At 27.6% G+C, this 17,487-nt stretch carries 11 protein-coding genes; 2 read left to right on the top strand and 9 right to left on the bottom strand.

What is annotated here, in order from left to right; translation table 11 throughout:
- Position 1: 1 nt before the first annotated feature.
- Entirely contained in the window at positions 2 to 1,789 is a 1,788-nt protein-coding gene (locus KO488_RS05725; RefSeq protein ID WP_216057836.1) for a type I secretion system permease/ATPase, read from the bottom strand.
- A gap of 16 nt (positions 1,790 to 1,805) precedes the next feature.
- On the bottom strand, positions 1,806 to 3,104 hold the full coding sequence (locus KO488_RS05720) for a SapC family protein (RefSeq protein WP_216057835.1): 1,299 nt from the start codon (positions 3,102 to 3,104) through the stop codon (positions 1,806 to 1,808).
- A gap of 206 nt (positions 3,105 to 3,310) precedes the next feature.
- On the opposite strand from KO488_RS05720, the gene KO488_RS05715 reads away from it, so the two are divergent.
- Both KO488_RS05715 and KO488_RS05710 read left to right on the top strand, forming a co-directional pair.
- Positions 3,311 to 5,005 carry an ATP-grasp domain-containing protein gene (locus KO488_RS05715; RefSeq protein ID WP_216057834.1) on the top strand — a complete coding sequence of 565 codons (1,695 nt, stop codon included), beginning with the start codon at positions 3,311 to 3,313 and terminating at the stop codon, positions 5,003 to 5,005.
- A complete protein-coding gene (locus tag KO488_RS05710; RefSeq protein ID WP_216057833.1) occupies positions 4,995 to 5,981 on the top strand; it encodes a hypothetical protein in 987 nt (328 codons plus the stop codon). The genes KO488_RS05715 and KO488_RS05710 overlap by 11 nt, the downstream gene beginning before the upstream one ends.
- An 82-nt stretch (positions 5,982 to 6,063) precedes the next feature.
- On the opposite strand, the gene KO488_RS05705 is transcribed toward KO488_RS05710, so the two are convergent.
- The 7 genes from KO488_RS05705 to KO488_RS05675 form a co-directional block, all read right to left on the bottom strand.
- Entirely contained in the window at positions 6,064 to 6,459 is a 396-nt protein-coding gene (locus tag KO488_RS05705) for a DUF6447 family protein (protein WP_216057862.1), read from the bottom strand.
- 215 nt (positions 6,460 to 6,674) lie between these two features.
- Positions 6,675 to 9,977: a DUF4214 domain-containing protein gene (locus KO488_RS05700; protein ID WP_216057832.1), complete on the bottom strand. Its 3,303-nt coding sequence runs from the start codon at positions 9,975 to 9,977 to the stop codon at positions 6,675 to 6,677.
- 152 nt (positions 9,978 to 10,129) lie between these two features.
- On the bottom strand, positions 10,130 to 11,278 hold the full coding sequence (locus KO488_RS05695; protein WP_216057831.1) for a glycosyltransferase family 4 protein: 1,149 nt from the start codon (positions 11,276 to 11,278) through the stop codon (positions 10,130 to 10,132).
- 8 nt (positions 11,279 to 11,286) lie between these two features.
- Positions 11,287 to 13,626, bottom strand: a complete 2,340-nt coding sequence (locus tag KO488_RS05690; protein ID WP_216057830.1) for a glycosyltransferase — start codon at positions 13,624 to 13,626, stop codon at positions 11,287 to 11,289.
- Positions 13,626 to 14,891 (bottom strand): class I SAM-dependent methyltransferase, encoded by a 1,266-nt coding sequence (locus tag KO488_RS05685; protein ID WP_216057829.1) that lies wholly within the window; start codon positions 14,889 to 14,891, stop codon positions 13,626 to 13,628. The genes KO488_RS05690 and KO488_RS05685 overlap by 1 nt, the downstream gene beginning before the upstream one ends.
- A gap of 3 nt (positions 14,892 to 14,894) precedes the next feature.
- Complete coding sequence (locus KO488_RS05680; RefSeq protein WP_216057828.1) at positions 14,895 to 15,920, bottom strand: glycosyltransferase family 4 protein; 1,026 nt, start codon at positions 15,918 to 15,920, stop codon at positions 14,895 to 14,897.
- Positions 15,920 to 17,344, bottom strand: a complete 1,425-nt coding sequence (locus KO488_RS05675; RefSeq protein WP_216057827.1) for a methyltransferase domain-containing protein — start codon at positions 17,342 to 17,344, stop codon at positions 15,920 to 15,922. The genes KO488_RS05680 and KO488_RS05675 overlap by 1 nt, the downstream gene beginning before the upstream one ends.
- Positions 17,345 to 17,487 lie beyond the last annotated feature (143 nt).

Below are 17,487 nucleotides of genomic sequence, written 5' to 3'. Positions count from 1 at the left end.
CCTAGCTCCCTGGCTTACTTAATGTAATTTGTTGAGTCGTTTTAGGTTTTTGCTGTGCTGCTTGCGTTTGTTGTGCTGCACTTGCTTGAGCTTTTTGCTGAGCTATTGAGGCAAAAATTTCATTTGTATTTCCATACTTTTCAACTTTTCCATTATTCATCATTGCAAGTTTATTTGTTGCTTTTAAAATATTTGGTCTATGTGTAATAATAATCATTGTAGTATTTGTTTTTTTCAATTCTTCAACTGTTTTTAATAATGCAATTTCACCTTGATCATCTAAATTTGAATTAGGTTCATCAAGCACTATAAATACAGGATTATCATAAATTGCTCGAGCAAGTCCTATTCTTTGTCTTTGACCTCCTGAAAGTGTCATTCCTGCTTTTCCGATAACTGTATCATAACCATCTGCTAATCTTAAAATCATATCATGAACACCAGCTTTCATTGCAGCTTCAATTACTTTTTTAGAATCAACTTCTGAAAATCTTGCAATATTTTCACTAATAGTACCTTCAAATAATTCAATATCTTGAGGTAAGTAACCAATAAATTTACCTAAATGCTCTCTATCCCATTGAGAGATATCAGCTCCATCCATTCTTACTGTTCCATGAGCTACTGGCCATACTCCTAAAACAATTCTAGCAAAAGTTGATTTTCCTGCAGCACTTGGTCCAACTACTCCTACAATATCACCTTTTTCTACTTTTAAACTTAATTCTTGAAGTGAATAATTGTCAGATGCAGGTGGTTTTGCAAAAACATTTTCAATTGATAATACACCTTTTGGTGATGGTAATTCCATATAATCTTTATCTTTTGGAAAGTCTTTTAATAGCTCATCAACTCTTTTAAAAGACATTCTTGCACCACTAAAACCTTTCCAAGTATTAATCATTAAATCAAGTGGAGCTAATGCTCTACCCATAAGAATAGAACCTGCAATCATCATACCAGCACTTAATTCCATATTAATAGCTAAATATGCACCAAGACCTAACATCATAGATTGAAAAAACATTCTTGAAGTTTTAGAAGTATTTGACCAAATACTAGCTTTTGTACTTGCATCATTTTGGGCATTTAAAAAACCAAAATATTTAGTTTGCCATTTTTTTCTAATATTTGTTTTCATACCCATAGCATTTACAACTTCTGCATTTCTTAGGCTTGATTCTAATTGCATCATAGATTCTCTGTTTAAACTATTTGCTTCATTCATTTTTTCTTTTGTTGTATATTCATTTAAAAGTGTAAATATAACTAATACAATAGCTGCAAAAATTGCAAAAATACCAAAATAAGTATGAAATAAAAATAATACTCCAATATATATAGGAATCCATGGAGCATCAAAAAATGCAAATAAACCATTTCCGCTTAAAAACTGTCTAATTTGCATTAAATCACCCATTAAACGTGAAGATGCTGATTCAGGTTTTTTATTTGCTAGTTCAAAACTACTATCAAATACTCTATCACTTAAAAGATTCGAAAACTTATTTCCAAACTTGATAAGAACTCTTGATCTTACAACTTCAAGTAAACCCATAGTAATAAATAATATAACAACAATTAAAGTAAGCATTATTAGTGTAGATTCACTTCTACTTGCAACTACTCTATCATATAATTGTAACATATATAAGGGTGGTACTAACATCAAAAGGTTTATAAACATACTAAAAAAACCTACCATAATTATAGATTTTTTTGCTTTACTTATCGTTTCTTTAAGTTCTGAATATTCTATATCATCAACTTTTTTATTATTTTGTGCCATTAAGTTATCCTAAAATTTAACTATTTTTTTGTGATGATAAATCCATCAAAGTTTGCATATTATCTAATGATTTAATATGCAAGTTTATAAATGAAATTATTCCATTTCTTACCCATGAAGCTAAAGTTGCATCATCTAGTGCATTTAACTTTTCTCTATCAACTACTTTGAAACCTTTTACTAAAACTTTTTTTTCTGCACCTTCACCAACACTAATTTCTCTATCTTCTAAAATATTAGCATCTGCTATAATTTTTACTAAACTCTTTGTTTTCATAGTTTCTTGTTCATAAGATGTCAAAAATTGTATAGTATCTTTTAAAAGTTGTGTTTGTTCTTTGTCTTCATCAAATAATGTATTTCCAACATCTGTCGATATTATTTCAGCTTCAATATCAATAGCAACAGCTTTTTGTTCTGTATTTTCTTTTACATTTACATAAGTAAATGGGTATTTTCTATAAACAGCTGGAATATAGTTAGTAATCCATCTGCCATCTTCTGTAATTGCTAAATTGTCATTGCCTAAAGCTGTAATAGCAATTAAAGATGGATTTTCATCTGCTGTAAAAACTATTGGAAAGGTAGTCATTATTTTTTCTGTTTCACTTATTAAAACAGGTATAGATGCCATATTCTTTGCAAACAATAAGTTTGACAAAGGTTTAATTTTTAAATTACTATGTTTTTCTTTACTTAATAATTCTAATTTTTTATACATTTTATTTCCTTGAATATTAGTATTTTTAGGTCTTCCTCTTTTTTTTGAAACTAGAGTCTTTCCAACAATATTTTCTAATGATTTTATAAAACTATCACTTCCTGTAATAGTTTCACTTTGTAAACTTTTTTCTATAAACTTTTTATCAAAATCACTTAAAGAAATCTTTTTTTTCTTTTTTAAGCTTGAAGAAATAGTATTTACAAGATTGTTTTTTATTGCAATATTATCAATATACAAGCTTACTTTTTCTGCATAATATTCAACTTCAACTAAGGATGTTTTATATCTACCCTCCCAAATTGTTCCACTTCTGTTATATTTTTTATTATAATAGAAAACATAATTTCTACCTAAAGTTTGCATAAACTTTGAAATATTTTCACTTATATGAGAACTTATTAATAATTCAAAATATTTTTCCATAAAAATATATGAATATATTTTTACATCTAATTTCTCTGCAGAAATAAACATAAACTCAGAAAATTTTGTATAATCTTCTTTATCATGAAAGATTATCTTTTCATTTAAACTTTTTTTTATAATATGTTGAGGAATATTAGGTAAAGATATTCTTGTTTTTCTAGCCAAATATATATTCCTCTTATTAATTTATTTGGAATAATATATCATTATTACTTTCATTCAACTTAATTTGACTCTGACACTAATTAATTTTAAATTAAATAGTACCATATTAAATAAGAAGAATTCACTTAAAATAAATTGATTAATATCTCTAATTATATTATAATCATAATTAATTCGTTAATGAAAAATATAAAGGCTTTAAGATAATGAAAGAAAATATACTTATAAATTTTGAAATACCTAATAATATCAATCTAACAGATAACAATAAAAAGAATATTGATAACTATTTAACAAAATTTTTTTTAATTAATATTGATGAGCTAACAAAAAAAGATATCAATTTAAAAACAGTTATACAAAGAGTATTAAAATTAAACTTATCCTTTTTGCAAGCAATTAAAATACCAATATTTGAAGAAGGTCTAATAGAAGAATTTGAAGATAATAAAAAGACAAAGAAAACAAGGATTATTATTTCTTTAAAATCTATAAAATATATATCAATCAATGCTTATAAAAATATATTTAACGAATCTTTAAATATATTTTTTAATTTTTTGATAAAACCTATTAGTAAAAGTAATATTTCAATTTTAAATAATATTATTCAGAAAAAAATAATAAAACCTCATTTAAATATTGCAGGTTCATCAAAATCATCAATTGTTATTTTAGAAACAGTTTATAATCTTGGTATCCCATATCGACATCTAGGTAGAGGTTTATATGTAATAGGAGAAGGAAAAGAATCAGTACAATTATTAAGTAGTTCTATAGGTAGTGACTCAAAAATTGGTTCTCAAGTAGTTGGCAATAAAATGATTACTGCGTTAATGTTAAAAGACTTAGGATTACCTTATCCTATTCATAAACTAATTAATAAAAAAGAACAATGTCTTAATGCTTCAGAAATCATAGGTTTTCCCTTAGTCGTAAAACCAGTAGATGAAAATGAAGGAAGAGGTGTATATATTGATATAGAAAATGTTCAACAACTTTACAAAGCTTTTGAGAAAGCAAAAACTTTTTCTAAATCAGGTCAAATTCTTGTGGAAAAACAAGTAAAAGGTACTTGTTATCGTATTTTTATTGTAAAACAAACTATTTTATATGTTGTAAAAAGACATCCAAAGTCTATTAAAGGTGATGGCATATCAAAAATAGAAGAATTAATAGGAAAAGAAAACCTTAAAAATGAATTATTAGTGACATGGAAAAGAACTGAACCTTATCCTTGTGATAAATTAACAATAGAAGTTCTTTCAAAGTTAAACTTAACTTTAGATTCTATACCTGAAAAAGATATTTGGATTCCATTAAGAAAAATAGAATCTACTCAAGATGGAGGGAGAAATGAAGACTTAACAAATAATATACATCCTGAAAATATTGATATCGCCTTAAGAGCTGCTAATCTTTTTGGTATGGATGTAGCAGGTATAGATGTTATTTCAGAAGATATATCTATACCATGGCACAAAAATGGTGCTATTATAAATGAAGTTAATTTTGCTCCACAATTAGGAAGAGATGACTTTACAAAAGATAAAATTATTAGCTTTGTTAAAACTATAATTAGAAATGATGGTAAAATACCTATTAAAGCTATAATAGGTAAAAATGAAGCTTTAAATAAAGCGAAACAACTACAAGAGAAAAGTCTAAATAAAGGTATAGTATCTTATGTTACAACTCATGATAAAACATTTTCATCTTCAGGGATAGAAATATATTATGAAACCATATTATTAAAAGAAAGAATAGATCATCTTCTCTTACAGAAAGATATTGATGAACTTATTATAGTAATTCAAAATAATGATTTTCAAATAATAAATAGTTCAGATTACGATGAAATAATTATTTTAGAGAAAGAGGAAATTAATAATGAAAAATAATAACCATTTAAAAAAACTTTTAAGAATAGAAGATGAACCTTTTAAACTTATTGATGACCTAACAGTTCATAATATACTTACAAAAGATATTTCGCAGTTTATGAGAAATTTAAAAAAATTTTATAATGATTGGGCTTTAGATCAAAGTCTTATTACCTTACCTACTAAAAGTATTTATAGTGTAGATAATATTAAAGGTGATTTTAGAATAATGCCTTGTATCATAAATAAAAATGAAAAAATAAAAGCAGTAAAAATAATAGGTACAAATGAAGAAAATAACTTCATAAAAGATAAGATTAGTGTAGGAAAGATGCTTTTACTTGATTGGTATGATAATTATATTTATGTAGCAATAGATGCATGTATTTTATCCTCATTTAGAACTGCAGCAATCAGTGTTTTAGCTTATACTTTATATGAATATCACAAAGAAAATGCTATTTCTATAATAGGGGCAGGAAGGATTGGTTTTTATACTGCATTAATTTTGCATAAATATTTAAAGATAAATACTTTATATTGTTATGATATTAAAAATACAGATAATTTTATTCAATTATGTAAGATTCACGCTCCCACATTAAAAATAATAATAAAAGATACATCTGAAGAAGTATTCAATAGCACAAATTCAGTATTTTTATGTACAAATTCAGAGAAATCTATTTTAAATAAAGAAAATAGTAAAAATATTGAATTTATAAGTAGTATAGGTGCAGACGCTGATAATTTATCAGAATTAGATTCTAGTATAGTCAATGATTTTCAGATAATTACAGATTCAAAGCAATCTCTACTTTTGGGAGATATGAAAAAATGGGAAAAAAACAATCTTATAGAAAAAGATGATGTCCTCGAATTAAGAGATTTAATAAATGAAAAACCTTTAAATAAAAAAGTATTATTTATTTCTACAGGTGTAGCGCTACAAGATGCTATTACAGCTAAATATGTTTATGATTTATATAACTAAGTTTCTGTTAAGATATTCTTTCTACTAGAAAATAAAAAACTCAAACTCTTAAAATTGAATTTGAGTCTTTATAGATTAAGGTTTACTTTACTTCTTCAATTAAAGATTTTGTGTAAAGGTTTTTAGCTGTTTTTGTAATTGCTAAGTCTGATTCTAAATCTGCTATCTTTTTATCTACTATTGATATTGACATAATATCTGCCATAGCTTTTTCATTCATATCAGCATATGCGTATTTCTTATCATTGATTGTTACTACATCTTTTTTCTTATTAGCTGCAGCTGGTTTTGGTAGGTTTGGTGTTAAAGAGATTCCATATGCACTTCTTGCTGTTTTTGCAATTGCTAATTTATCTTCTATTCTTTCTATCTCTTGGTTTGTTACTTTTAAAGATTCTACTGTACTTAATGCTTTTTTACTTAAATCTTTTTCATTGTACTTTTTTTCGTTTATAGTTACTGTTTTATTGTTTGCCAATATATTCTCCTGGTATTATTTATAGGTTAAAGGCTTATTATATTTAATTTATATTCTTTACCCTTTATATAAAGTTAGTAGTTAAATAACTCTTTATAGAAGGTAAAAAACCCCACTTTCTACTAAAAGAAAGTGAGGTTTAATTGTAAAGCTTAAATCATTAAGAAGTAAGCCCGAAGGCTTAAATCTTTTTAATTTATTTTACTTGTTAGTTATTAAGCTAAGTTAGCAGTTACTAAATCAACTTGGTTACCAAAGTCAATAGTTCCAACTAAAGTTGCAGATGCAAATTCATCATCAGCAGCATTATCAGAATAAGTAACGTTATATGCTTTGTACTCACCTAAGTTTGCAGTATTTTCAATTAATAAAATTGAATCTCTTGCATTAGTACCTATAGTTGCAGCATCTACAACAGTTGCAAAAGTTGCATCTGCATTAAGTGCAGCTAATACTTCAGCATCAGTTAATGTAGCAAAAGTGTTAGTAGCTGAACCATCAATAGCATCAATTTGTGTTGCAAAATCAACAGCAACAACAGTATTTTGACCTAAAGTTGTAGCAGTAGCATAAGTTGTTGCAACAGCAGTATTTGATAAAGTAGAACCTGAAGGTGAAACTTCGTCATCTAACCAAGCAGTGAAATCTAACATATTAATATTAGTATCAGCAGCTTCAGCAACAGTATGTGCAATAGAATCACCAGTAGTTTCAAAATTAACTACAGAAACTTTTCCCCAAGTTGCAGAGAATACAATTGTTTGAGTTGATGCTTCATTAGAGTTAAGAACAACTAAATCATTAGCACCTGCACCTAAATCAATTGTAGAAACATTAGTTACAGCAGTTTCATCAGCAGAACCACCAAGTGTACCAGTTCCTACTACAGTAGCAACGTCAGTTGCATTAGTAGCAATAATTCCTGAAATTTCAGCCGCAGTATCAGATAAAACAGATGTAGTCACACCAGTTTGAACATATCCAGCATTAAGTGCTGAAACATCTGTAGATAAAATATCAGTTGTTAAGTAATTTGGTTGAGCAATAGAAATATTTAATTCATTTGCACCTTCAATTACAGAATCAATTGTTAATTCTTGAGTACCAGTTCCTAATTCAGTTGTTAATAATCTTGATAGTTCAGGATTAGCTTCAATTGCATTGATAATTGCTTCATTAATTTCAACTTGTGTTGCAACAAAGTTATTTGCTGCAGTTGTATTAATAGCTATTGCTTGTTCAAAACCAGCAAAATCAACAGTTAAAATAGCTTTGTAATAAACTGTTTCAACAGAAGCAGCAGTGTTAGTACCTACAATCCATTGACCTTTAGCAGCATCAGCACTAGCAGCATCATTAATTGAGTTAATGTATACCATATCAGAATCAGCACCTGTAGTGATATTGAAATCTGCATCACCATCTATAACAGCAGTATCTGTACCACCAATTAAAGTAACCATATCAGCACCTGAACCAGTTGCAATTGATAAGTTATTTAAATCTGCAGTTGTTTCAACAGAAACACCAGCATTAGCAGCACCTGAACCTTGCATATTAACAGTAACGATATCATCATTTGCACCTGTACTAACTGCAAAACCTTCACCAATTGTATCAACAGCATCACCATCTAAATCAACAGTAATTTCATCTTTACCAGAACCTGTAGCAACAGTATATTTAACACCATTTTCAAGACCGTTAATTTCTTCATTTAATGTAACATTAGTAGATGAAGTAGCTGTAAATGTATTAATATTTTCAGCAGCATCAACATCACCAATTACTAAATTAGTTCCCATGAATGTATTAGCATTAAATGTATCTAAACCTTCAGTATCTATAGTATTAGCTGTAGTACCTTGGAAAGCATCTCTTACTCTTAATGAAGCAACAGAACCAGTTTCAGAAGTAACGTTTACTGTTTTTAATGCTTGGTCAGTTGAAGTAATGTAACCTAAATCAGAAGGTTGATCAGTGTTACCTTTTACAGTAATATTGAAAACTTCAATACCATCATTTTGATCTTCTTCACCATCACTAGCTAAATTTTGGTCTTTTCCACCAATTATTAAGTTTCCACCTTCACCATCTTGTCCAACTTTTTCAAGTTCAACATTAATAGTAATAGGGTTAGTAGTTTCAACTGCATCTCTATCATCTTGAGAATATGCAAGTGATCCATCTTTTTGACCATCAGTTAATGTGAAACCACCTTCAGTTAAAATTTCTGAACCTGAATTAGTAAGTACGAATGCAGAATATTCACCAGCATAAGAACCAGCAGTATAAGTAACACCAGTATCTTCATAATAAATATTTGTACCGAAGTATGCTTGCTCAGTATAAGTTGATACTGAAATATCTGTGAATCCAGCTGCTGTAACTGCTGCTTCAATTGCACCTTGAACTGCAGAAAGTTCTAAACCATTTACGTCAACAGTAATTAATGTAGAGTCAACACTAAATGTAAGAGCATCAAAACCTTGAATAACTGAAGAACCATTAGCTAATTTTAAGTTAAGAGTATTAATCATGTTAATTGTTAAAGCAGAGTTACCAGTACTAGTAGTATTATTTAAGTAATCTTCATCAAAATAAACTGTTAAATCTGAAGCATCTTCATCAGAATTAAAGTTATCTGTATGATTCATAGTAATAGTCATGTCAGATGTATTTCTAATTGTACCAGCATCAGTTAATGTATTTAAGTTTTCAATAACTAAATCACCATCTGAGTAGTAAGAACCGATTTTTTCAACACCAGTCATTTTTTCTGCATCAACTGTAATAGTATTTGCAATACCATTAGATGTAGTATCTTGTGCATTAAATTCTACGATTTCAACACTTGTAGTCTTAGGTGAAACTTCACTAACGTCACCGTTAAATGAAAATTGTCTAACTAATTCAGCATTTAATGTATCTGTACCAGCTCCACCATCAATTTTATCAGCAGTAGAAAGTGCATTTGCTACAGCACCAGTAAGTTCACTTTGAACTAAACCAGCTTCAAATGTATCATTGTCATCTGTACCAACTAATTTATCAGTTGATCCTGTTAATTCAAATGTTGAACCTACAACACCTGGAACCTCTGGAGTAACAACAGTAGTATCTAAAGCATCCTCAGCAAGAGCTTTTTGTGCTGCAAGGTAAGCTGCATCAACTGTATTTGCTGGATCTTTAGCTACAGCTAACATTTCTGCTAATACTTGTGTTTGAGTTTTTGTATCTAATTGAGCTGTCCAGTATGTTAAACCTTCTGCATCAGCTTCTCTTCCAAATGTACTTGAATATACACTTGCTATAAATTCACCATTTGTTTGTGTTTCTGGATATCTTGTTGCAACCTCTGGGAAGCTTCTATCTAAAAATAAACCCATTAATGCATCAGGTGTCATACCTGCGTCTAATTGTGATGTCCAGTATTCAAAACCAGCTTGATCTGGTAGTCTTCCTAACGCCGCAACGTAATATTCTGCAACGATTGCCTGATTTGTGTTAAATGCCATATATTCTCCTTAATTAAGTTCATTCCTAGGATATCTAGTCCAGCTAGATGTCATTTGTTTTTTTTAATTTTGACACGCTAGTGATCTAAGACTAGATTGACAGCATGCGTTCCTAGGCGAAACTCAGATATTGTATCAAGTATAAACTTAAACTAAGTTAAATACTTGCTTATTTTAAAGTAAAAAAGTTCCCAATTTTTAGCTTTAAAACCATCTTTTATTTTACTTTTTTTTGATGTATACAGAGCTTGATTTTTTAGATATTGATTAATTATTGATATAATACTTTTTTTTGAGTTGTTTTCTATATATTCTACGTATATTCCCCCTACTTCTGGCATAGAACTGTTTTTTGAAACTAGTGTAATATTGCAATATTGTAGTGATTCTATTATTGGAAGGCCATATCCTTCATAATGTGATAAATAAGTTACTATATATGCATTTTGATAAAACTTATTTAGCGTACTATCTTCTACATCAAGTAAATGAAATAGATTTTTGTCTTTAAGTTTATGATTATTTATTTTGTAGACAAGATTTTCTACATTCCATCCAATTTTACCTATGAATATCAAATTTAGATCTGGATTATTTTTATATAACTCATCAAAAGCATCTAGTATTAGTTCTTGGTTTTTTCTAGGTTCAAGTGTTCCAACAAATAGTATATATTTTTTTGATAATAATTTTTCATATTTTGATGATCTTGATTCTTCAACATTTTTACTAGTATTAAAATCTGAACCTAGATATATCACTTTTTTATTTATTTTACGGGGAAAGTTTGATTTTTCTTGTATTTTTGAAAAGTCTTGCATTGCTGAGTTCGAATCAAAGAATACAAAATCACTATACTTAAAAATAGAGTCTATATATGGTTTAAAATTATTGATAGTTTGTTCATACATAAAATGAGGAAATAATATAGGAATTAAATCATATATAAAATTATATATTAAAAAATTTCCTTCTTTTAGCTCTTTATAAAAGCCATCTCTTTTCAATGGAGAATTCCAAACAGAATCAATATCAAAAAATATTTTTTTGTTTTTGTTTTCTTTAAAAATATCTATCTTAGAAATATTTTTAAACTCATATTTAGCTACATTTTCAAGAAAACATAGTACTTCATCATTTTGTATTTGAGAAAAGTTTTTGTTTTTTAAATCATAAAACAAAACATATAAGTTTTTGTTTTGTTTTACTTCTCTAATCAAATATTCTTTTACAACTCTTTGAATACCTGTATTTAAACGATTAGTTATATATTGAGTAATATCTATATAAATTTCTGTCATATTTGATATTATAAATTGTTATCTACACTAAATAATTTGTTTTCTAAAGACTCTTTTATTTTATTCCATGAAAAGTTTTCTTCTACATAGCTTCTACTTTTTTCTATATTAGTAAATTTATGAATATCTTTTATGTATTTATCAAAGTCACAAATATCGGCAACGGCTATATAACCTTCTGGTATAGATAAACCTCTTGCACCTATTTTTGTACTTAACACAGGAATACCATTTGCCATATAATCTAACATTTTCAAATTTGTACCTGAACCTGTAAGCATAGGGTTTATTGCTATATCGACTGTACTTAATACATATTCTTTTTCTAGGTCATTTAACATACCTGTAAATCCTACATTTTCAGGTTTTAAATGCATTTTATTTTCACTTTTAAAATAGTTAGCTACTGTACCCATAATAAGAAACTTATATTCTGGTAATTTATTTGCAAGTATAAAGATCTCATCAACTGCGTCAATATTAGGCTGGTGCCAGCTTCCTATGAAAAGTACTAATTTCTGATTATCAAGACCAAGTTTTGTTTTCATAGAATCTCTTTGCACTTTTGACATAAAGTTTACAGTATGAAGATCTACTCCATTTGCTACGAGTAAAGATTTTTTAGGATTAAATCCATATATTTTTTCCATAGTCAAAGCATCTTCATTTGCACAAACAGTAGTAAAAATACTATTATTTGCAGCTTCTTTTTCTGCTATAAATACTGTTTCTAAAAGTTCTCTATTATATGGAGTATCTTGAAGCATCTGTTTTTTTAGATTATATTCTACATTTTGAGAATCATGGATAATAGCATCATTTGTAATACTTCTACAAATACCATAGGTATACACTTGAGTTGCAATTAGAAAGTTAGAGTTTTCATAAGAACTTGCAATAGCATCTTTATATGCAGGTGTTTCATCTGCTAAATATAACATAGCTATATCAGTAACAGGAATACCAGCTTTTTCGCGCATCTCATCTTCTTTTTCTTGATGTAAATAAGATTTTGGTACTCTAATTTCATATAAATTTTTCGCTATTTTAACTTTAGTGTATTCTTGATCTGCATTAACAATACAAACTATATCTACTACCATAGTTTTTGCTAACTCTTTGTAAAGATAAAATACTCTATTTTGTCCCCCACCTCTTGGAGGATATACTGGATATGTTGTTGCAACTGTTAACTTTAACTTTTTCTTACTATTTTTAAGTAAATTTTCAATAGTATTTTTCCATGTAATATTTTCTACAGCTTTCTTTGCATTTTGTCCCATAGTTTTACATAATTCAGTATTTTCAGAAATATAGTCAATATTTTTGCTTAACTCGTTTACATCTGGTTTACATACTAAACCTGTTTTTTCATTTTCTATAAACTCTACTACCCCACCTGCATCATCAAAAGTCAAAACTGGCTTTTCAGACATAGCTGCTTCTATTGTTATAAGACCGTAATCTTCATCATAAGGTACAAATAAAACAGCATAAGCTTTTGAGTAGTGCAGTATAAGTTCTTCATCACTTATAAAACCTAACATTTCTATGCGATTATCATCTTTTACTAATTCTTTCATCTGTTTTGTTAAAGGACCAGCACCTGCTACTTTTAAAGGAATAGTTGTGCTTGATTTTTTATATGCACTAATTATCATCTCTATTCTTTTTGCTGTATCTAGTCTACTTGCTGTAAAAAAATAATCATACGATTCATTATGTAAATTACTTAAATTTGAAGGATGAAAGTTTTTTTCTACTATAGAACCTTTAGGAAAGTACTCTTTTCTATTTATTACTGTTTGAGATATTGCTTGGAAACTTTCTACATTTTGCATAGTTTTATTATCTAAAAAGTGAATAATTTGCCGTATAAAAGGTCCGGGAAAATCATAAGTATCTTGTGGCACACTTGCATCTTTTTGTAATTCAAAAAGTAAAGTAAATACTGTATCTATAGTAGTATCTTTATTTTCTAAATAATATATAATTTCATTTACTTTTTTGTGTTCTGATTCTACAATAAGAGGTTTTTGTGAAAAATGATAAGTATCATAAAGTCCTCTTAGACAATGTTGTAAATACACATGATGATTTTGATGTTGTATCATCCATGCAGGATATTTTGTAGAAATAACCATATCAAAATGGGAAAGGTCAAGTTTGTAAAACTTGTAATATGATTCGATAAGGTCCCAAAAAGAGTTTTCTTTTGTGGGTATTTTTATAAGTTCACATTGGTTTGTAGTATTTTTATTAATATACTCTTGCATTCCCCACCAAAGTTTTTCTGCTCCACCTACACCAAAAGGTACAGGACTTGGAGCTATGATTACTATTTTCATTATAATGTTTCCTTTGCCAAAATTGATAGATTAAAAGCCAAGACTCTATTATCATCATTTTCTTCAAAAAGCAAAGGAGTAAAACTTGAATCAGCGTAAAATTCTATTTTAATATTTGAAAGTTTTTCTTCATTGACAAAAGTGTATTCTAAACTATTTATCTCATTTGTAAAAAGTAAAGTTTTTACTATCTTTCCATTTATTAAAATTCTTATATTTTGCTCTTTTTGTGTATATGCTGGGATATATGAATTTAACATCAGTTTGATATTTTTTATATGCGAAAGATTTATATAGCTATAAGGTTGAGACCACCTAAATAAAATATCATTTAGTTTTTCTTCTTGATAAAAATGTGTACTAAACTGGATATTTGATTGTGGTTTATCATGAGAATATTTTATAATATTTTTATCACTACATACTAAAAAACTAAAACCATATAAATTAAAAAATGTGTTTGAAGGTGTTGTTTCTTCATAAGCTTTATGCGCACAGTATTGACTGATATTAAAAGCATCTAAAAAACTTTTATCTTTTACCTTACTTTTTAAATAATCGATTAATTTAGGGTCTAAATAAGAGACATCATAACTTTGACTTTGCTTAATAATCTCTTCTAAATCATTTACGATACCATAAGGAGTATATGTATTTACATTTTGAAAATATTGTTGAAATCTTTTTGTTGTAGTTTCTTCAGATTCCATGCCAACATGTCCATCAACTATAGCAAACTTTGTTCTATCTTCAATTGAAAGTTCATTGTACTTTATATCACCTGTTTCTATACCATGAATCATAGTTCCATCTTTTTTAAGAAGCTGTTTAAGTCTTTGTATCACTTTATCTTTATGCATAAATTCAATATGTCCAAAAACATCAGATGAAATAATATAATCAAAATGGTTTTGAAACTTATCATAAAAATCATCAAAAATATCTAGAGAATATACTTCATCATAGTTATTTAATGTTTTTGCATTTTCAAGAGCAATTATAGACATATCAATGCCTACAATATAGGTATTGAGTTTTTTTAATATTTTAAATACACCACTTCCACACCCAAAATCTAAAACAGTTGAATTTGGTTTTATATAGTCATATACATACATTTGTTTTAAACTTAATATATTATATTCGTATAAATTATTTTGTTCTATGTCATAGCTTACATTATGAGCAAATTTATCTTTATAAAAAGAATCCACATTGGGAATTCCACAATTTTCGTATGTTATATTATTATTTTTATTTATCACTTACTATCCTAACAATTTGTTGACTACATTATCCCAAGTAATATTTTTACTTTTATAACTTCGTAGTGCATTTTCACCTAATTCTTTAGCTTCATTTTTATTGAAATACATCCAATCTATTTTTTTAGCTATCTCTTTTGGATCTGGATTAATTATAAATCCTGTTTTTTCATTTTCTACAAACTCTAAGGGACCACCTGAATCAACACAAGTAATAACTGGTTTTGATGATAACATCGCTTCTAATGTAATATATCCATAGTCTTCATCAAAGGGTGCAAAGAATACTCCAAGACATCTTGCATAATATGTTTCTTTTTCTGCTTGAGAGATAAAACCTACAAGTCTTACTTTTTTTTCAAGATTATATGATTTTATAAGTTCGTTATATTTCTCTTTTTGTCCACCATCACCTGCTATAATTACGCACACATCACTTATAGTATATCTCATAGCTTCAATAAGTAAATCTTGTCTTTTAAGCTCTTCTAATCTACTTGGATAAAAGATATAATCATAGCTTTCTTCACAGTAAAAATTTTCTTCATAAGCAGGAGGATGATATACAGGTATAGAAGAAAGATGATTATATTTTAATAATCTCTTACTTACATTTTCACACATAGAAAATCTTTTTGTAACATTTGATAATTCTGAAGAATCATTTGAATGTATTTTATCTTTTAAAAGTACGTCATCTTTACTAGCTATTTCTTCTTTATACAATTCATACATACTTCTATGTTGATGCATAAGCCATAAAACTTTGTTGTCATGTTTTACATAATATGCAGGAAATTGTAAAGCAATAACCATATCAATTTTATAGCCATTAAAGTTATTAAAGTCTTGTTCTTTCCAAATATCTATTAGATTACTCACATAAGAATTTGGAGAAAACTTAAAAGGTATAGTTACTATTTCTACTTGGTGTCCTGCTTTTATTAAGGCATGTTTTAGGCCTTCTGTCATAAGAGTAGAACCACCACTTATAAAGGGTACCTGGATTGAAGGAATTAATATTCTCATTATTTATAAGCTATTACACTTAGATCTCTACCAATATTGATATAATCGTTTATATCATTGAATTGTAAATCTTCAAAGTTTGTTAATTTTTCATCATCTAATATCATCGAGTCTACTTTTGTAAAACCTGCTTGTCTTACTAAGAATTTTAAAGTTAGAGGATGTATTGGGTTTTTATGTGTAGGGTCTAGATAAAAGTCTGATGAACCTACTAAAATATTTCTAGGATTTGGTGTTTCAAAGATAATCATACCTTCTTTTTTAAGAACTCTGAAACTCTCAACAAATACACTCATAAGAGTATCAAAAGGTAAGTGTTCTATGATATGAAAACCTGTAATAAGTGCAAGACTATCGCTTTTTAAAGATTTTAAGTGTGCTATAACATCTGCTTCTTTAACATCTAGATTTAGTTCTTTTGATTCTAATACCATCATACGATTTAAATCAATTCCTGTAGTATTTTTATAACCGTTTTCATTTAATAATTCTATCCATTCACCTCTACCACAACCTACATCAAGACTATTTATAGTTTCTTTGTCAAATGGTAAATTCTCTAAATATGGTAAATACACTTTTACTTTATTTTTTATATCTTCTTTTGTTCCTCTAAATTCATTTTCAAAATTTACATATAAAGCATCAAATAAATGATTTTCTTCTTCTATAAGTCTTTGAACTTCTTCTTTGTTAAAAGGCTCAAGAGGAAGTCTTTTTTTTGCTTCATTAATAAGTTCTGTTAAATGTTCTTTAGATATATTAGTTTCTTGCAAACCAATTTCAACTTTTGATAAATTCTTTTCTATAATATTTTTAAATTCTTTTAATTTTATTTCTTGATTAAACAAGTCTTCCTCTTGTTCTTTAAGATGTAGTTTTGTGTCTAGTGAATGCATTTTAAATTTTTTAATTAATTCATCATGTTTTTCTTCTTGTTTTATAGATTCTATTTCTCTTAGACCTTCATTTTTTGTTATTTGTTTTAATAATTTAGGTAAAGTTGCTAATAATACAAAAGTTTTTAAGATATATCCTAAAAATGGAACTTTATACCCTTTAGTTAATAAATAAATTATTTTTGTATTTTTAATAGAAATATTTTGTTGCTGTCCCTCTTCTGAGAAATGTATTAATGCAACAATTTCTTCTTTCGTTAAATCACCCTCTCTTAACTTTGTAAGATAATTGCTTTTCCCTGACTCATCTGCTTTTCTATTAAGTATTCCTTGATATGCATTGTTGATAAATTCTTCATCATGATACTTTGTAAAATCATCTAGTGAATAAAATATTTCTTTAGTATTTTTAGTTTTATTTTCCTGAAAATCATTTTCAGGTATATCCTGGAGAGATGAAGGTTCATCTTTTTGATTATTTTTTGCTTCTACTTTAATTTTCTTGATTATCTCTTCAACTGTCATAGGGGATTTTTCTCTCTTTTTAAGATTATAATCCTGTATTATACAAAAAGTTAGATTAATATATCCAAGCTAGTAATTACCTCATTACCTTAATTTTTATTACTAGAGATAATAGACTCCTCACCAGTTTGTACTAATCTATT

This window comes from Poseidonibacter lekithochrous, assembly GCF_018861145.1.
Classification (GTDB): domain Bacteria; phylum Campylobacterota; class Campylobacteria; order Campylobacterales; family Arcobacteraceae; genus Poseidonibacter; species Poseidonibacter lekithochrous_A.
The sequence above is the reverse complement of the archived record's forward strand: the minus strand, read 5'-3'. Positions and strand labels throughout refer to the sequence as shown.